Source organism: Sinorhizobium sp. CCBAU 05631, from assembly GCF_002288505.1.
Taxonomy (GTDB): Bacteria; Pseudomonadota; Alphaproteobacteria; order Rhizobiales; family Rhizobiaceae; genus Sinorhizobium; species Sinorhizobium fredii_C.
In genome coordinates this window covers 3,405,863-3,422,754 of sequence record NZ_CP023063.1, presented here as the reverse complement: position 1 = coordinate 3,422,754, position 16,892 = coordinate 3,405,863, and the positions used below count along the sequence as shown (strand labels likewise).

Annotated in this window: 14 protein-coding genes and 1 pseudogene; 11 read left to right on the top strand and 4 right to left on the bottom strand. The window is 60.2% G+C overall.

What is annotated here, in order from left to right; translation table 11 throughout:
* Nucleotides 1–95: 95 nt before the first annotated feature.
* The 7 genes and pseudogenes from SS05631_RS16715 to SS05631_RS16685 all read left to right on the top strand — a co-directional run bounded on the left by SS05631_RS16715 (nucleotide 96) and on the right by SS05631_RS16685 (nucleotide 6,750).
* Complete coding sequence (locus tag SS05631_RS16715) at nucleotides 96–782, top strand: response regulator (protein ID WP_037417886.1); 687 nt, start codon at nucleotides 96–98, stop codon at nucleotides 780–782.
* A gap of 2 nt (nucleotides 783–784) precedes the next feature.
* Nucleotides 785–2,074 (top strand): ATP-binding protein, encoded by a 1,290-nt coding sequence (locus SS05631_RS16710; RefSeq protein WP_037417883.1) that lies wholly within the window; start codon nucleotides 785–787, stop codon nucleotides 2,072–2,074.
* 183 nt (nucleotides 2,075–2,257) lie between these two features.
* Entirely contained in the window at nucleotides 2,258–3,103 is an 846-nt protein-coding gene (locus tag SS05631_RS16705; protein WP_037417881.1) for a DUF3313 domain-containing protein, read from the top strand.
* 120 nt (nucleotides 3,104–3,223) lie between these two features.
* Nucleotides 3,224–3,583, top strand: coding sequence for a hypothetical protein (locus tag SS05631_RS16700; RefSeq protein ID WP_037417876.1), 360 nt, complete (start codon nucleotides 3,224–3,226; stop codon nucleotides 3,581–3,583).
* 205 nt (nucleotides 3,584–3,788) lie between these two features.
* Nucleotides 3,789–3,947: pseudogene (locus SS05631_RS31945) on the top strand (BA14K family protein); the annotation flags it as partial.
* Nucleotides 3,948–4,206: 259 nt separating this feature from the next.
* Entirely contained in the window at nucleotides 4,207–5,673 is a 1,467-nt protein-coding gene (locus tag SS05631_RS16690) for an efflux transporter outer membrane subunit (protein WP_244412152.1), read from the top strand.
* An 84-nt stretch (nucleotides 5,674–5,757) separates the two neighbouring features.
* Nucleotides 5,758–6,750, top strand: coding sequence for an AraC family transcriptional regulator (locus SS05631_RS16685; RefSeq protein ID WP_037417870.1), 993 nt, complete (start codon nucleotides 5,758–5,760; stop codon nucleotides 6,748–6,750).
* Nucleotides 6,751–6,937: 187 nt separating this feature from the next.
* Here SS05631_RS16685 and hisN read toward each other — a convergent pair whose 3' ends face one another.
* From hisN to SS05631_RS16665, 3 genes are all read right to left on the bottom strand, one after another.
* Nucleotides 6,938–7,720 carry a histidinol-phosphatase gene (gene hisN, locus SS05631_RS16680; RefSeq protein ID WP_037417869.1) on the bottom strand — a complete coding sequence of 261 codons (783 nt, stop codon included), beginning with the start codon at nucleotides 7,718–7,720 and terminating at the stop codon, nucleotides 6,938–6,940.
* A 489-nt stretch (nucleotides 7,721–8,209) separates the two neighbouring features.
* Nucleotides 8,210–9,097 carry a sugar phosphate isomerase/epimerase family protein gene (locus tag SS05631_RS16670; protein WP_037417861.1) on the bottom strand — a complete coding sequence of 296 codons (888 nt, stop codon included), beginning with the start codon at nucleotides 9,095–9,097 and terminating at the stop codon, nucleotides 8,210–8,212.
* 166 nt (nucleotides 9,098–9,263) lie between these two features.
* The gene (locus SS05631_RS16665; protein ID WP_083853979.1) at nucleotides 9,264–10,280 is read right to left on the bottom strand and encodes a Gfo/Idh/MocA family oxidoreductase; all 1,017 of its coding nucleotides are present in this window, start codon (nucleotides 10,278–10,280) and stop codon (nucleotides 9,264–9,266) included.
* Nucleotides 10,281–10,411: 131 nt separating this feature from the next.
* On the opposite strand from SS05631_RS16665, the gene SS05631_RS16660 reads away from it, so the two are divergent.
* Nucleotides 10,412–11,236, top strand: coding sequence for a helix-turn-helix transcriptional regulator (locus tag SS05631_RS16660; RefSeq protein WP_015887692.1), 825 nt, complete (start codon nucleotides 10,412–10,414; stop codon nucleotides 11,234–11,236).
* A gap of 30 nt (nucleotides 11,237–11,266) precedes the next feature.
* On the opposite strand, the gene SS05631_RS16655 is transcribed toward SS05631_RS16660, so the two are convergent.
* Nucleotides 11,267–11,956, bottom strand: a complete 690-nt coding sequence (locus SS05631_RS16655) for a hypothetical protein (RefSeq protein WP_037418169.1) — start codon at nucleotides 11,954–11,956, stop codon at nucleotides 11,267–11,269.
* 374 nt (nucleotides 11,957–12,330) lie between these two features.
* On the opposite strand from SS05631_RS16655, the gene SS05631_RS16650 reads away from it, so the two are divergent.
* From SS05631_RS16650 to SS05631_RS16640, 3 genes are all read left to right on the top strand, one after another.
* A complete protein-coding gene (locus SS05631_RS16650; RefSeq protein WP_037417859.1) occupies nucleotides 12,331–14,133 on the top strand; it encodes a thiamine pyrophosphate-binding protein in 1,803 nt (600 codons plus the stop codon).
* A gap of 101 nt (nucleotides 14,134–14,234) precedes the next feature.
* Complete coding sequence (hisD, locus tag SS05631_RS16645) at nucleotides 14,235–15,548, top strand: histidinol dehydrogenase (RefSeq protein ID WP_037417856.1); 1,314 nt, start codon at nucleotides 14,235–14,237, stop codon at nucleotides 15,546–15,548.
* Nucleotides 15,549–15,611: 63 nt separating this feature from the next.
* The gene (locus tag SS05631_RS16640) at nucleotides 15,612–16,859 is read left to right on the top strand and encodes an ABC transporter substrate-binding protein (RefSeq protein WP_037417854.1); all 1,248 of its coding nucleotides are present in this window, start codon (nucleotides 15,612–15,614) and stop codon (nucleotides 16,857–16,859) included.
* Nucleotides 16,860–16,892 lie beyond the last annotated feature (33 nt).

Below are 16,892 nucleotides of genomic sequence, written 5' to 3'. Positions count from 1 at the left end.
AGTGCGGTCAAGTTAGTGTTAAGCTAGGTAAAATCCGGTCGTCCGGTGGCGTTTGTGCTGTATGGGTGGCCGAGATGAATGACGGACGAAATCAGATGAACAAGGTTCTCCTCATCGACGACGATGTCGAGCTGACGACGCTTCTGCAGGAATACCTGACCGAGGAAGGATATGATGTCGCGACGGACACGGACGGTCGCGCAGCTATCGCTGCTGCGGCCGGCAATTCTGCAGACATCATCGTGCTCGATATCATGATGCCTCGAATGAACGGTATCGAGGTGCTGCAGAGGATCAGAAAGATCAGCCAGGTGCCCGTCCTGATGCTCACTGCGAGAGGCGATGACGTCGATCGGATATCGGGCCTTAACCTCGGCGCCGACGACTATGTGCCGAAGCCGTGTTCACCGGGGGAACTCGCGGCCAGACTGCGCGCGATCCTTCGTCGTGCCAGCCAGCCTGTGGTCGGCGCCTCTACCGACACGCTGAAAGCGGGGCGGCTCGTCATGCATCCTGGCAAAAGAACCGCCGAATGGTGCAGAGAGCCTTTGGATCTTACCGGCACGGAATTCAGCCTTCTCGAGGTGCTCGCCCGCAATGCTGGCCAACTGGTCTCGAAGCAGGACATCTCGAAGCGGGCGTTCGGAAAGCCATTGACACCGTTCGATCGCCGCATCGACGTCCACATCAGCAGCGTTCGTCAGAAGCTCGGTCTTAGAGAGGATGGACAGTCCTGGATCCAGTCTGTCCGCGGGCAGGGCTATCAACTTCTTCTGGACTGATCATGCCACGGCTCTTCTGGAAGTTCTTCACGACAATCTGGCTGACGCTTGCAGCGACCATCGCGGTCATCATTGTGATCGTCAACCTCTTCCAGGCGGTTCCTTTTGGTCGGGAACTGGAGCTTCGGCAACAGGAATTCGTTCTGAACCTGACTGCTACGGTGCTTACAATGGATGGAGAGGACGCGGCCGCGCGCTTCGTCCGTACAAGCGAGGGTACGCTGCCGCTGGGCCTAACGATTTCGATGGCTACGGAATCCGGTGCGTGCGCAGACGAGAACACGGCGGAAACAAGGTCCATCCTGAAGGACGGAATTTGCTACCGGATTTCCGTTTCCGGGAAAGCCAGCGTCGTTCTCGACTACCTTGCTCTGTTGATGCCATGGATCGCGATATTCGTCTCGAGCACGATATCAGCGGCTGCGCTCGCCAGATATCTCATTCGTCCGGTCGTACACCTTCGCGATGGTTTGAGCGCGCTCGCCCACGGCCGCTTCGACGTCCGTATCGGCGACAAGATGGCGGGGCGCACGGACGAGGTCACCGCGCTTGCGCACGATTTCGATTCCAGCGCCGCCCGGCTGCAGGAGCTGCAGGATTCACAGCAGCGACTCTTCCATGACGTCTCCCATGAACTGCGCTCGCCGTTGTCCCGGCTGCAGGCCGTCGTCGGCGTCCTTCGGCAAAGTCCGGCGAAGCTCGGTGCCATGCTGGACCGCATGGACCGCGAAGTCGAACGGCTCGACGCGCTGGTTGGCGAAGTCCTGACGCTGGCGAGGCTTACGGCCAGATCCAGCCTTCCGCTGAAAACACAGACTCTGGATGTCGTCGAGCTCCTGAACGAAATCCTCGGCGACGCGGCGTTCGAAGCCCAGGCGCGGGATGTCTCGATCACCACGAGTGTCGACGGCGTCTTCCTCGCCGACGTCGAAGGTGAGCTGATCTACAGGGCGCTTGAAAACGTCGTCCGAAACGCCGTCAAGTACACGGCCGAGCATTCGCGGATATCAGTGCTTTGCGAGACGACGGCCGACCTTCTCAAGATCCGCGTTACTGATCAGGGACCGGGCGTCATGCGCGACGAACTCGAACGGATTTTCCAGCCGTTCTCCCGCGGGAAAGACGCGGTCCCACGCGGTGGATATGGTCTCGGCCTGGCGATTGCCCGGCAGGCCGTCGAGCGGCATGGCGGGCGAGTCTACGCGTCGCTACCGGACACCGGCGGCCTGGCCATCACAATCGAGCTTCCTCGGAAGCCGACCGCGCATGGTCCGGCGAGCAATCAAGGCTGATCAGGATCAATCGACGGAGATGCATGGAGCGTATCCAAGATGGGGCCGCTCAGGTTTGAGTGGTACGCGTTGCAGCGACAGAGAGTGCACTCGAAATTTTACCCAACTTTACACTGCCTTTACCGCCATTAACGCTGGCATCGCTAGAACCTGAACCACGATCCCGGTTCAGAGATTTCGCAAATGCTCTTTAGCTTCCAGCTACCCGAAATACGTCCGCAGGCAGTGCTCTGCGTGTTCCTGCTGTCAACGGTCTCCTCCTGCGCAAACGTACCCTTGCATCAGGGCGCGACGCTCGGTTCCTACGCGGGAATGACCGCCTCGGGCGGCACTCTGACAAAGGCGAAACTGCGGGTGGATCCGGCACCGGTTCTCGCCGCGCAGACAGTGAGAATCGTGCCGACGTCGGCGCAAATCGGCAGCGGCACCGCCTTCGACCCCAAAGACCTGGCGCTCGTCACCAACACCATCGACCGGGCGCTCTGTACCGGTCTCAGCGACCGCTTCAAGGTCGTGGCTCCAAACCAGCCAGCAGACCTCGTCGTCCGCGCGACGGTCACCGACATCGTCGCTACGAACCGGGCTGCCGCAGCGACCTCTACCGTCGCATCGCTCGGCGTCGCGGCGGTGCTCCCAGTTCCGGTTCCGAGGCTTCCGATCGGCCTCGGTGGCCTGTCTGTCGAAGCCGAGGCGGTCGGCCAGGACGGATCGCAGAAGGGGGCGATGCTCTGGTCGCGCGGTGCAAACATGCTCACGACCAAGGCTCGAGTGTCCACCATTGGGGACGCGTATTCCCTCTCTTCCGCATTCGGCACCGACTTCAGCCGTATGCTGGTCACGGGCCGGGACCCCTTCAAGGGGATGATGGCGATGCCGTCGATACAAAGGATGAAGGCGTCGCTTGGCGGCGATCCGAAATACGAGGCCTGCAAGGCATTTGGGTCGGCGCCCGGCATCAAAGGGGCGGTCGCTGGCCAGCTCGGCCTGCCACCGGGCTGGAGCGATAGTGGTGCGGCAGCCTCCCAATAGCAACCGCCAGCGACAGACGAGCGGACCTCGCGCTTCCGGGCGGCCGCTATTCAGCAGCGACGAGGTGCCTGCACGACCTCAAGCAAAATCAAGCAGATCAAGTCAAGAAAGGACAGCGAAATGAAGACGAATCTCCGCGTTGCAGCCGTGTGCGGCGCAATTCTTGCCGCAAGCCCTACATTTGCCGCGGAGGGGCAAGCTTTCCTGCCGCCCCAGCAGGCCGCTGCCGTTCTCGCTGACGGACAGGCCTGGTCAGCGCTTGCGCCGGATGGCAAGACTCTCAAGATCACCCTCAAGAAAGATGGCACCGGAAGCATCCGCGGTCCTCTCCCGTTTACGCTGTCCGTCACCTGGGCGATCAAGGGTGATGGGGTGTGCATCAACGGCAGGATGGGCACCAGGTGCCTTCGGTTTAGCGAGGTTGCCGGAGGGCTTCAGGGTTGGGACGGCGACAAGCCCGATCTGAAGTTTAGCCGCTAGGGACCATCAGGTCAGCCGAAATTCGCAGAAGCATGGCCCTGCTTAACGCGGGGCGAGTAAGAATGAGGTTACCTCGATGAAATCCTTCACGACGTTCGTCTCGGTGGCGTTTCTGTTGGTAAGCCAGTCGGCCGCTGTGGCACAAGTCCCACCCCCGATTCTGCTGCCCCCGCCATTGCCGCTTGGCCCGCCACCCATTGTAGCGCCGCCTCCGCCGCCACCACCACAGCCCGATTACTCCCCGCGATATGGTTCGAGGCACTCTGACTGGTGCACGAACCGCTACCGCAGTTACAGGACTTACGACAATACCTTCCAGCCCTACGAAGGGCCCCGTAGGCAATGTTATTCCCCGTTCAGCTAAGCGGTTGGAGGCATTGAAGCAAAGCCATCGGCGGAGTGGCAGTTAAGGCTGTCACCTCGTCCATCCATGAGGCGTCTTCACGCAACCGATTAGAAGTAAAGCGCCGATTGTTCAAATGCAGGGAAGGGGAAGCACCTGCCGAAGCGAGCCGACGCTCAAGCCGGCACCTGAACTTCTCCAGCACCCCCAACCAAGAAGCGATTATATGACAATCCTCTCTGCCAGGCGAAACGTGCCGCCCGCTACTAGAAGCGGCGCGATGAAGGCCCTCAGTCTGTTGAGCGTCGCGCTGCTTGCAGGTTGCGTCGTCGGACCAGACTACGAGCAACCGCGGCTCGCGCTTCCGACGCATTGGGGAAGCAAGAAGCCGCAGAAGCCCGCCAAGCCGCCCGAGCTGTCGCAATGGTGGCTTCAGCTTCGCGATCCGTTGCTCAACTCGCTTGTTGCCGAGGCAGTCGAGGGCAACCTCGACGTCGCTCTTGCCAAGGCGAAAATTCGCGAGGCGCGTGCGACCTATCGCGAGCAACAGGGAACGCTTTTACCCTCCGTCGACGGTTCAGCCTCGACAACGCGGACGCGCTCGACGTCGTCGGTCACCGGTTCGCAGCCGAGCGTCTACAGCCAATACCAGGGCGGCTTCGATGCAAGCTGGGAGCTCGATCTCTTCGGCGGCAACCGGCGCGGTCTGGAGGCTGCCCGGTACGGGGCGGAGGCGGCCGAGGAGGAACTGCGCGACACCCTCGTCACGCTCGTCGGCGACGTGGCCTCCTACTATATCCAGGCACGCGAATATCAGTCGCTTCTTGCGCTCGCCCAGCGCTCGGCCGCCTCCCAGCGCGAGACGGCGAAGCTCACCCGAGAACAATTGGAGGCTGGCGAGGCAACCGGCGTCGACGACGCCAAGGCGGATGCACAGGCGACGTCGACGGAGGCCGACATTCCGACCTATCAGATCTCCTACGCCCAGGCCGTTCATCGCCTGAGCATCCTGCTCGGCCAACCACCGGCGGCGCTGGAGGGACGGCTGAAGAAGGGCGGCGCGGTCCCGCTGCCGAAAAGGCCCGTCTCGACTGGCATCCCGGCCGATCTTCTCGTGAACCGCCCGGATGTGCGCCTCGCCGAGCGGCAGCTTGCGCAATCCACCGCGAAGATCGGCCAGGCGGAGGCGAACCGCTATCCGTCGATCAGCCTGACGGGAAATATCGCGACCTCGGCGCTGAGCACGAGCGACCTGGGCAAGAAGTCGACGATCGGCTGGAGCTTCGGACCGACGCTTACCGTGCCGATCTTCCAGGGGGGACAACTCAAGGCCGCCGTCGACGTGGCCAAGGCCCAGCGCGACCAATATTACGTGGCTTATCAAGCGGCGGTGCTCTCCGCGATGGAGGATGTCGAGAACGCCATCGTGTCGCTGTCGCAGACGCGGACGCGCTACGCGAAACTCACGGCCTCGACCGCCTCCTATCGCCGAGCCACCGAGTTGTCGCGCACCCTCAACGAGGCTGGCGCCGTCGATTTTCTCGACGTGCTCGATGCGGAACGGTCGCTCTATACCGCCGAAGAGGCACTGATCCAGAGCCGCGCCGATATCGCGATCTATTTCATCGCCCTCAACAAGGCGCTCGGCGGCGGCTGGGACGGTGGCATCGAGGTGTCAAAGCCCGCCGTCGTCGATGCCAATACCGGGCCGCACATCGCGCGCGCCAAGCCGCGCAACAGCGGCTAGACACAGAGCACATCGTTGAGGCGGACCTCTCTGGCTCGGCTCCAATTCCCCGAGCTGCGTGAATATCGAAAGTTGCGTGGCCACATGCCAAATGACACAACATCTGAATCTCCGCATCGATTTCGCGGCTCGACCTTTGAAAGCATGGTTGAGACCTTCACCAGCAGTTTCGGCCCGCTTTTGGTAAAGCCCGTTGGTCGCCCGCGAGACTTTCGCTGGAGTGCCGATTTCTGGTCCGGCGCCGGAGTGACGCTAGTCACCGGATACCATCACTCTGAATGCTCCATGCGAGTAATCGCCGACAGGCTCCAGTACGTCTCGATTATCGTGCCGCAGATCGGCGGTGTGGACGTGGCGCTCGGGCGCCGCACTGTACAAGGGAGGCTGGGCGAACTCCTATTCACCAACAACATCGAGCCGGAACACGTCATCCTGCGAGGCGGCCCTATTGCACTCGATGGACTGCTTTTCGACCATGCAATCTTCGCGAACGCGGTTGCCGCGACTTTCGAAGTACCAGTGAGCGGCTCGCTCGAGCTGGCTCCCGTGCTGTCTCTTTCGACGCCAGCAGGTCGCTTGATCGGAAGCTTGGCGCAGACCCTGATCGAGGGCATGCGCAATGATGGGCCGCTGCTCTATTGTCCCGTCGCGATCTCGAGCCTGGCCAGCACATTCGCCGATCTGGTCATCCGATTGGTTCCCCATCGGCTTTCTCCGCTCCTCGACAAGAAGCCCTTCATGATTGCGCCACGGCATGTCCGCAGCGCCATCAGCTTCATGCACGCCAACATCCACCTACCGATTACGATGCCGATGGTGTCCGAGGCGGTCGGAGTTTCCGTCCGCGCCCTCGAAATTGGCTTTCGAGCCTTCAGGGAAACTACGCCTGGCGCTTATCTACGCATGATCCGCCTAAGAGCCGCTCGAGCGGATCTGCTCGACCCTTCGAACCGCCAGTCCGTACGCGATGTCTGTCTGAATTGGGGCTTCTTTCATTTCGGCCGTTTTTCGATTTTGTACCGCGCCACCTACGGGGAAAGCCCTTCGGACACTAAACGACGCTCGGCCAGAATGTGAAGCACGGCCTGGCGAGTGATGCCGCCATGGCCAGGAGCGTCGGTTGGATCGCGAAGCTGCTCTTCAGGCGGGGCAGGCGAGGGCGTCATTGATCGGCACACTCGGCCAATCGCCGTATAAAATATTGGGATCCGTCCGGTGCTGCCCAAACGGCAACAAAAGCATCGGGAGTGCGCGAAATCTGTGCTTAGCCTCTCAGCGTCTTGAGCGCACGCTCGTGCAGCATTTCATTGGCGGACGCCAGAACATGGCCACCCGCTTCCGGACGCTCGCCTCGCAGCCCGGTCACGACGCCGCCCGCCTGCTCGATAATCGGTATCAGAGCTACGATGTCGTAGGGCTGCAACGCCAGTTCCAGGCAAAGATCGATCTGGCCGGATGCGAGCATGGCGAAGGCATAGCATTCGCCGCCATAGCGCGTCATCTGGACGCTGTTCCGCAAGCGTTCGAAGTTGACGTCCGGAAATTCTCCATAACGGTCGGGAGAGTTTGTGTGCAGGATTGCCCGCGACAGATCTGTCGTGGATCTTGTCTTCATGCGACGGATGCCTGCCGAGTCCTGCGCCCAAGCCCCTTCCTGATCTCCCCAGAAGCGTTCTTTCGTAAACGGCTGGCTCATCATCCCCATGACGCTGCGACCTTCCAGCGTCAGACCGATCAATGTTCCCCATACAGGGATGCCGCAGATGAAGGGCCTCGTGCCGTCGACCGGATCAATGACCCATTTCCAGGGTCCAGTCCCGGTCTCACCGAACTCCTCACCGAGTATAGCGTGATCCGGGTACACAGAAGAAATAAGCTCACGCAATACTTTTTCGGCTTCCTTGTCGGCCAAGGTCACGGGATCAAAACGATAGCCAGGCTTGAACTTCTCTTCGACAGCAAGGGTGGTGCGAAAGCGCGGTAGCGTTTCCTTGGAAGCCTCGTCGGCCAGTCGGTGGAGAAATGATACAGGGGGATTTTCGATCATATGCCCGTCCGAGCTTCGCTCAATTTGATGGACCGCGCCTCGTGTAACTGCAGAGGGCAGTTAGCCAGACAAAAGTTGGCGACGGTGGGGAGGACCACCGTCGCCTACCACCCTTTGCTATTTTGGTAACGTACAGCGGGTGGCAAGTTCGCAGCTAGTTACCCTGAAATATGGTCAGCACGGCATCTCTCTTTAAGGTGGCTTGAGACTCGTAAAGCAAAGCAACCTGGGCGGAAAACTGGCCCACAAGCGGTCCCAGCCACCACAGGCAGAGTGCGGTGAGGATTGCCAAAGTAACTGGCGCGGTTAGCACATTGATTCTGTGTAGCTTCAAGTTCGCCTCCCTACGCCAAAAGCCCATGTGTAGGGTAAGACAACACGCGCGGGAGGTCGCTTTCTCACGTCCGAAATACCTGAAGCAATGTGACGCACGATGTTCCGTCAGTTGCGAATGATGGCTCGAAGTACCGTCCGGAGTCCCGCGGGAAATCAGCCACGGACGAGCTTCGACATCAATGCGTGCAGTTCGCGCGCCACCTCGTAACTGTTCTGCTGCTGTTGTTTCCGGCAGAAGAGCTCGCAACTCCACCACCCATCGTAACCCGTCGATTTGACTGCGTCAGCCCAGAGCTTCAGGTCGATAACACCTGCACCAGTCGGGACGTCTCTCAAAACCACTTCATTGGGAACTCCGCCGGAAAACGCCAACGAGTCGCACACGTGGACGCCGTAAATGATGTCGTTGTCGAGCCGGGCGATGTCGTCGGGGGTATCTCCGGAGGTAAAGCAGTGCCAGAAATCAATGACCATTCGGATATTATCGCGGGCGGCGCCCTCGATGATCATCAGTTGCTTTTCAATCGTGTTCAGGGGCGTCCAGGAAAGCGCCTCGAGGTAAACGAGAAGCCCATAGCTGCGAGCGAGGTCGGCGATCTCGGACAGGTTCCTCGCGGTAAGCGTGATTTGCTCCTTCAGAGTTCGACCGAGCAACCCGCTGTAAAGGTTCGCTGGGCGGCCGGCTTCGTGACGCAGCACCGCTTCCACATTGACGGGGCCAGTCAGCACCTGAACCCCTTTGGCCCCCGCTACGGAAGCGAGACGAAAGAGCTCCTCCGCTTCTTGCATGAGCTGTTTCTTCGCCTCGCCCTGGCGCTCTATGTCTATCAGGAAGCCCATCCCCGGTACGTTCACGCCCCGGAGCAGCGTCGCCAGCTCGGCCTCGGAAAAGCCTGCCTGCAGAAATGCCGCCAGCTTGGCCGCAGACGCTTCTATCCCGTCGAATCCGATCTTTTCAGCGATGTCGAGATCGATCGCGAGCGTAGAATGTTTTGCGACGAGCGAGTGCAGCAGGAGCTGGTTCGTTTTGGTCATGGTCATCAATTTTTCCCGATATGTGTTTCGCTCCCATTCCGGAAGGAAGCCGTTCGCCGTTGCACTGAGGGGTAGGCCCGACACCCCGTCCTCATGATCTGGGCTGTCTCTGAATTCGCGTCCTCGATTGGCCCGAAGGGCGTATTCGTCAATCAGACTGAACGTTGCGTGTTCATGCGCTCTCATCAACCGGTCGGATCGCCGTCGCTCGGCCTGTTCTTGCTGCCGAGGCCACTGCTTCGGTCGCGACCAGCGCCGCGAAACTGTCCATGCCAGTAGCCAAGGGGGAAGCTTCACGTCTCGCCGCGCCGACAAACTCTTCCAATGTGGCGGTGTGCAGGTCTCGCTCACGCACGGGGACGAGCTCGTTACGGCCTGCGAGCCGCCGTACCAAAACGCCGGAACCGCGCGAGCTCAATGTACCGCTTGCAATCAGCACGCCGTCGCTCCCGGCTGCCACCACCATGCTTTCAATGTCGGCTGTGCCAAAACTCTCGTGCGCCTGGAGAAGGCTGCCATCCTCCATGCGAATTGTATAAGCCAGATGGTTGGGCGAGCCGTTCGATTCCTTTGCGAAGGCAATCGCCTCGACCGGCTCAGCACCGGTAAGAAAGCGCGCGAGATCGATGTCCTCGGCGCAGACGTCGAGATAGACGTTTCCGCCATTGTGGGGCATCTCCCCCCTCCGATTTGGGGGCGGCTGAAAGGGGCCGCCGCGCAAGATCGATAGAGACTGTATCGACCCGATCCCTCCTTCGAGAACCAATCGGCGCATCGTCTGGTGAATAGCCGAAGCACGAAGGGGCTGGTTGACTGCGAGCACCACTCCACTGTCCGCGCAGTGCTTGTCGAGCCTCTTTGCGGTTTTGCTGTCTTCCGATAGCGGGCCATCGCAGAGGATGTGCTTTCCGGCATCGGCCGCCGCCACAACATAATGTTGGCGACGCTTGAGAGAGGCGCTGATGTAGACGAACTTGACTGCCGGATCGGACCACACGCGCTCCAAATCAGTAGTGGCCTGGGGAATATCCAAGTCATTGGAGAAGTGGAGGGCATCGCCTTGGTCTTTGCTCACCACCCAAAGCGGCGAATGCCCCATCGCACGGATAGCCGCAACCATGTGCTCGGTTGCGATCGTCCCGGTCCCCATAACGGACCATCCCTCCTCGGCGTTCTTTCGCACTGCCATGGTGCCTCGCGTGTCGGCTTTCGGGCACTGTGCGACAGGGACGCTCGCCGGGCAATTTCGCATCCCATTGATGTCCTTCGCGAAAGGAAGTAGAATGTGCTTCTCATTGCTTCAGGCTGGGACGTAGAACGATGGATCAGTTCGGGGGAAATGCCGCGGCTCTGGCGGCCAATCTCAGAACCCTGTGCGAAGGGCACGGGTCGATTGCGGCGGTCTGCCGAAAGATCAACGTCAATCGGCAGCAGTTCAATAAATATCTTTCGGGCGCTCACGTCCCCTCGGCATCCAATCTGAGGATGATCGCGAACTATTTCGGCCTCAGCGTCCCTATATTGTTTTCGGATCCGGACGAATTTCGCACCCTGGTCGACGGCAATTTCTTCCATGCCATGTCCACCGCCCGCCAGCTACCGGAGTTTTCGCGCTTCGTGTCGAACATGATCGTCGAGAACAACTCGCTCGATAGCGACATTCTGGGTGTCTATGACAGGTATCAGTTTTCCTCCATCTATAAGGGCTTCGTCCTGAGATCCGCCTTTTGCATCTATCGCAACAAGGAGTTTCTTCAGCACTACTATGTCGAGCGGTTCCCGAGCTTCGACGATCCAAAGAAAACGGAGTATGTATTCAAATATTATGGCTTTTGTTTTCCGGTCGCCGATCGCATCTTCACGGCCGATTTTGAGGGAATCCAGCGCAACGAACTGACTTTTGGGGTTTATGCTCAGGTCAAGCGAAATTCCAAGAACTTCATGTTCGGCATAGCGAGCGGGATTGCCGCCAATATGTTCAGGTCGCCATATTCCACGAAAGTGGCTCTCCACTACCGTGGACCGGGCCTTTTGAAGCGCGAGCACCTCAACAACCTGACGGTGATGGATCGGAACGACCCGTCCATACCCCGCGAAGCCTTGCAATATCTGGGTGACGGGTCCGACATGATCCAGATGGGCTGAAGCCCGACCGCAAGGCTGGGCTTGTATTCGTCAAGGATGCAACTCCACCGCCAACCAGACGGAGTCGGTGTCGGCGTAGTAGCGGTGCCAGGGATAGGTCCACTCGTTTTTCCCCGTCACCCTGCAGAACGGATCATGCGAATAGCCGACGGGCATCACCACGTCCTCATACAAGGTAGAGGGGTCCCGTTGCTTGAACTTCTGCATCCGGCCAGTGCCGTGGATCTGCGTATGCGTCTCCAGGAATGGGTGCTCATGGTGAATGAAACAGTCCGTGTCGCCGGGTGCCCACCAGAGATTTAGCTTCAACGTGAACGACTGCGGCGCCTCGTGGTCCGTGCGCTCGTTAGTGAAAACGCGCGGGTCCGTCGTGATCGAGCCGACCTCGTCCTGCTTCGAGATAAAGAGGGGAGTGTCTCTCGGGAAACTGCGGATCCGGTTGCCGAGCCAGTCCCAGCCCCGAAACATGGCTCCTCCAAGATTGGTCGCACGCTGCACCTTCACCAGTGCAACCCGCTCGGCGCTCTTGATGCGCCCGCCGCGCAGCCAAGTCGATTTCCAGGCGGGTACGATCGCCGGATGCTCATCACCCGTTACAAGCGGTCGCGGGCTGAGGTTGACGACGATCGCGTCGTCGACCTCATAGTCAACAACGTTCTCGATGAGCTTCGCGTAAATGAACTCGTCGGCAAACGCGAGATCTCTGATTTTGTTCTCCACGGCGAACTCCTCCTGCAAAGACTGCTTTCCTCAAAGGAAGCCACGACAGGAACGAAATGCCTATTGCGCGGGACTCTGATTTGCCACGCAAGTATACGCGCACAGTGCGTCTAGTTGCGAATCCTCTTGAACCTGCCGCCGAGCGGCGCACAGGTCCCAGACCCACCAGGGGCTCGTACTGGCCTAAGATTATCATGCGGAATGCGCCAAGCGAGTGATGCAGACCTCAGCAGGTCTTGCGTCAGTCTGCGTCAGCTAATCGTGTGCTGCGAACTTGTAAGGTCTACTCGAAAGACGGACTGTTTCTCCCATAGTCGGAAGAGCCACGCTGATGAAGGCTCGCAGGCAGGAACACACCGAGGAGGGTAGATCAGATGAAGCTCACAGGCGGTCAAGTCGTCGCGAAAGCGCTTAAGGAATACGGAGTGGAGTATGTGGCCGGTGTTCCGGGACACGGCATCTGGTCGCTTTTTGACGCCTTTCTTGAAGAAGGCTCTGAGATTCCATTCATCCAGGTCATGCATGAGCAGAGCGCCGTGCATATGGCGGATGGCTATTTCCGTGCCTCGGGACGCCCGATGGCCTGCTCGACCTCAGTGGGTCCGGGTGCCGCGAACACGATCATCGGTCTGGCAACGGCCTATTGCGATTCCACTTCGCTCTTCTATGTCTCCGGTTCGCCGCAGACCTACATGCATGGTCACGGCACGATGCAGGAGCTGGAGCGTCAGCAGGACAACGCCTTCCCACGTATTACCGAGCAGGTGACGAAGCGCGCCTGGCAAGCGAACTCGGTTCAGGTCCTGCCGAGCATTATGCATCGTGCCTTCAACGCGATGATGACGGGGCGTCCGGGCCCCGTCCATGTCGAAGTGCCGATGGATGTGCAGGTTGAGGCGGCAGACGTCACCATTCACCCGTTGGAAAAGCGCCTGCCGATCGGCGTTGCCTATCCGGACCCGAAGGCGATCGAGGCGGCCATCAAGGTGCTGCTGAACGCCGAGCGTCCGGTTATCGTCGCAGGTGGCGGTGCGATCACCGCAAACGCCTCGGCCGAACTGACCCGCCTTGCCGAAAAGCTCGGCGCGGCCGTGTCTATCACCTGGAACGGCAAGGGTGCGATTTCGGAAGATCACGGGCTGTTCATCGGCGCCGTCGGTCAGACCGGCACGACCTGCGGCAACAAGATCACCGCCTCGGCTGACGTTGTCGTCTCGGTCGGTTGCCGCTTCACCGATTGGTCGGCATCGTCCTACGCCAAGGGCGTCTCGTTCTCCATTCCCTCGGCCAAGCTGATCCACATCGACCTTGACCCGCGCGAGATAGGCAAGAACTACGAGACCGAAGTCGGCATCGTTTCGGATGCGAAGGTCGCGCTGGAGGCGCTGCTGGCGATGATCTCCGACGCCGATTCTAAGAAGATGCTGTCACGTCGCGAGACGTTCCTTGCCGACGTCCAAAAGGCAAAGGACGACTGGCGCGCTCAAGTTGAGCCGCGTGAAAATAGTCGCGAAACGCCCTTCACCTCCCAACGTCCGCTCATGGCCCTTCGCAAGGTTCTGGACCGCAATGGCATTGTCGTTGTCGGGTCGGGGAACACACAAGGTTCGGTCAAGCAGAGCTTCCCGGTCTATGAACCGCGCACACACCTGACCTCGGGTTCCTATTCCCCGATGGGTTGGGCGGTCCCGGCTGCACTTGGCGCGAAGCTCGCTTGCCCCGACCGTCAGGTCGTGGCGATCGTCGGCGACGGCGACTTCATGATGTCCCTGCCGGAAATGGGCACGGCGGCGATGAACGGCATCAACGTGGTATTCCTCGTCCTGAACAACCAGGGTTACATGTCGATCCGCGGCGGTCAGCGCAAGTTCATGGGGCGCCACATTGCATCGGAGTTCAACCGTCACGCGGGCAATGGTCAGCCCTACTCGGCCGACATTGCGGCGTCGGCGCGCGCCTTCGGCCTGGAGGCCTGGAAGGTGGAGAAGGACGAGGACCTGGAAAAGAGCCTGAAGGCGGCGCTGGAATGCGGCGGTCCGGCCTTGGTTGAAGTCATTGTGTCGCGCGATGCGGCAGGTCCGTTCGCCACCGGCTGGTGGGACTTCCCGTCGCCGGCCTACTACGAGAAGGAACAGGCTGCCTACGCCGAGATGCGTGCACGCGAGCAGCATCTCTAAGCAGAGCCACGCGAGGGGGCGATAGAGCCGCCCTCGCACCTCATCATCCATCACGTTGAGAGTGCGGCGCTTGCGGCGACCGTAAACGAAGAGTCTTTGTCATGATACGGCACATCAAAACAGCGCGGGCCTCAGTAGAAGAAGGCGGTACCGACAGCGCGGTGACCAAAGCAGTCGAAGCGCTTCTCGCAAAAGTCCGAAATGGCGGGGACAAGGCAGTTCGCGAACTGTCGATCCAGTTCGATAAATTCGATCGCGAATCCTATCGCCTTTCGAAGGAGGAAATCGATCGGTCGATCAATTCCCTCACGAAACAGGAGCGGGAAGACCTCGACTTCGCGCAGGACCAGGTTCGGAAGTTTGCGGAAGCGCAGAAGGCAACACTGACCGATCTCGAGGTCGAGACCCTGCCTGGAGTGATCCTGGGTCATCGCAATGTCCCGATCCAGAATGTCGGCTGCTATGTGCCGGGCGGCAAGTATCCGTTGTTGGCTTCGGCGCACATGACCGTCCTGACAGCGCGCGTCGCCGGCTGTGAGCGCGTCATCACCTGCGCGCCGCCTTTCCAGGGCAGGATTTCCGAGAAGATCGTCGCGGCCCAGGCGCTGGCGGGTGCCGATGAGATCTATTGCCTGGGTGGTGTCCAGGCGATCGCGGCGATGGCCTATGGGACAGAAACGATCGCACCGGTCGACATGCTGGCGGGTCCCGGCAACGCCTATGTCGCCGAGGCCAAGCGCTTGCTCTTCGGGAAGGTCGGCATCGATCTCTTCGCCGGTCCGACCGAGACACTTGTCATCGCCGACGATAGCGCCGATGGCGAACTCGTGGCGACGGACCTTCTGGGGCAGGCCGAACACGGCGTGAACTCGCCTGCGGTCCTGATCACGAACTCGGAAAAGCTCGCCCGTGATACCTTGGGCGAGATCGACCGGCTTCTGAAGATCCTGCCGACTGCGGCGATTGCGGCAAAGGCATGGGAGGACTTCGGGGAAATCATCTTGTGCGACACGGTCGACGAGATGGTTGCCGAAGGCGACCGGGTTGCCTCCGAGCACGTTCAGGTCCTGACCCGCGACCCGGACTACTTCCTCAACCAAATGAGGAATTACGGCGCGCTCTTCCTGGGTGCCCGCACCAACGTCTCGTTCGGAGACAAGGTCATCGGTACCAATCACACCCTGCCGACCAACAAATCCGCCCGCTACACCGGCGGTCTCTGGGTCGGCAAGTTCCTCAAGACCTGCACCTATCAGCGTATCGAGACGGACGAGGCATCCGCTTTGATCGGGCAATACGGCTCGCGACTTTGCCTCATGGAAGGATTTGCCGGCCACGCAGAGCAATCGAACATCCGTGTTCGCCGGTACGGCCGCAAGAACGTCGGCTACGCGATGCCGGCAGATCCCAACTAACAACTTCGCGCAAAGAGCCTGCCAAGGGCCCGCGATAAACCGCAACCAGAGAGGAATACATAGATGTCAAAGTTTATTGCAAGTCTTGTCGCTGCCACGATGTTGGTACCAGCGGCGGCGCGTGCGGAAGGCACGATCGAGGTTCTTCACCACTGGGTTTCCCAGAGCGAGGTTGACGCCTTGAACGTCATTCGCAAGGATTTGGAAACCAAGGGCTTCCAGTGGAAGGATTCAGCCGTCGGAGGCATGAGCGGCGCGAACGCGCAGCAGGCCCTCCGGTCACGCCTGACGTCGGGTGACCCGCCGGGGGCAATGCAGTTCCTGGGCTGGGAAGGTCCCCAGTGGGCTGAGCAGGGCGTCGTCCGTGATCTGAACGACCTTGCCAAGGCCGGCGGCTGGCGTGAGGCGCTTCCCCCGCAGTTGCTGACTTTCGTGACGTCCGGAGACGCGTTCATTGCGGCGCCGATCAATATGCACCGTCAGAACTGGATATGGGCCAACAAGAAAATCTTCGACGAGGCCGGCATCGCCGTGCCCAAGTCATGGGTGGACCTGATCGTAGCCGGCAAGAAGCTCAAGGAGAAAGGCGTCACACCGGTCGCCATGGGCGACGAGCCATGGCAGATCGGGATCATCTTCGACGCGCTGCTGTCGGACCTGAACGGCCCGGAATTCTACAAGAAGGCAGCCATCGACCTCGATCCGGCGGCGTTGAACAGCCCGGAAATGGTCAAGGTATTCGATACGCTGCGTGAGGTCCGTGGCCTCGTCGACGACAATTTCGTCGGCCGAGATTGGGCTGTCGCGACCGGCATGGTCATCAACGGCGAAGCTGCGATGCAGTTCATGGGAGACTGGGCGAAGGGCGAGTTCCTCGCCAAGGGGCTGAAGCCGAATACAGACTTCTACTGCTTCGCGACCCCGGCCAAGGTGACCTCGTTCCAGTACGTCATCGACAGCTTCGGCATGTTCACTGTGAAGGACGAGACTGTCCAGAAGGCCCAGGTGGCCCTGGCCGAAACGATCATGGATCCCAAGGTGCAGAAGGGCTTCAACCTGATCAAGGGTTCCATCCCGGCTCGAACCGACGTTTCCGTGGACGACTTCGATGACTGCGCGAAGCTCGGTTTCAATGAACGGGCCGAAGCCATCAAGGCGGGCAGCATGTTGGGCGCGATGACGCACGGCTTTGCCGCCAAGCCGGAATTCGCATCGGTGTTTGGCGACGTGGCCGCTCAGTTCTTTGTCGGCAACATGTCTTCGGAAGACGCCGTCAAGATGCTCGTCGAAGGCATCGACAACGCCCGCTGACACAACGGCCGGGTGCGCAGCACCCGGCCACCT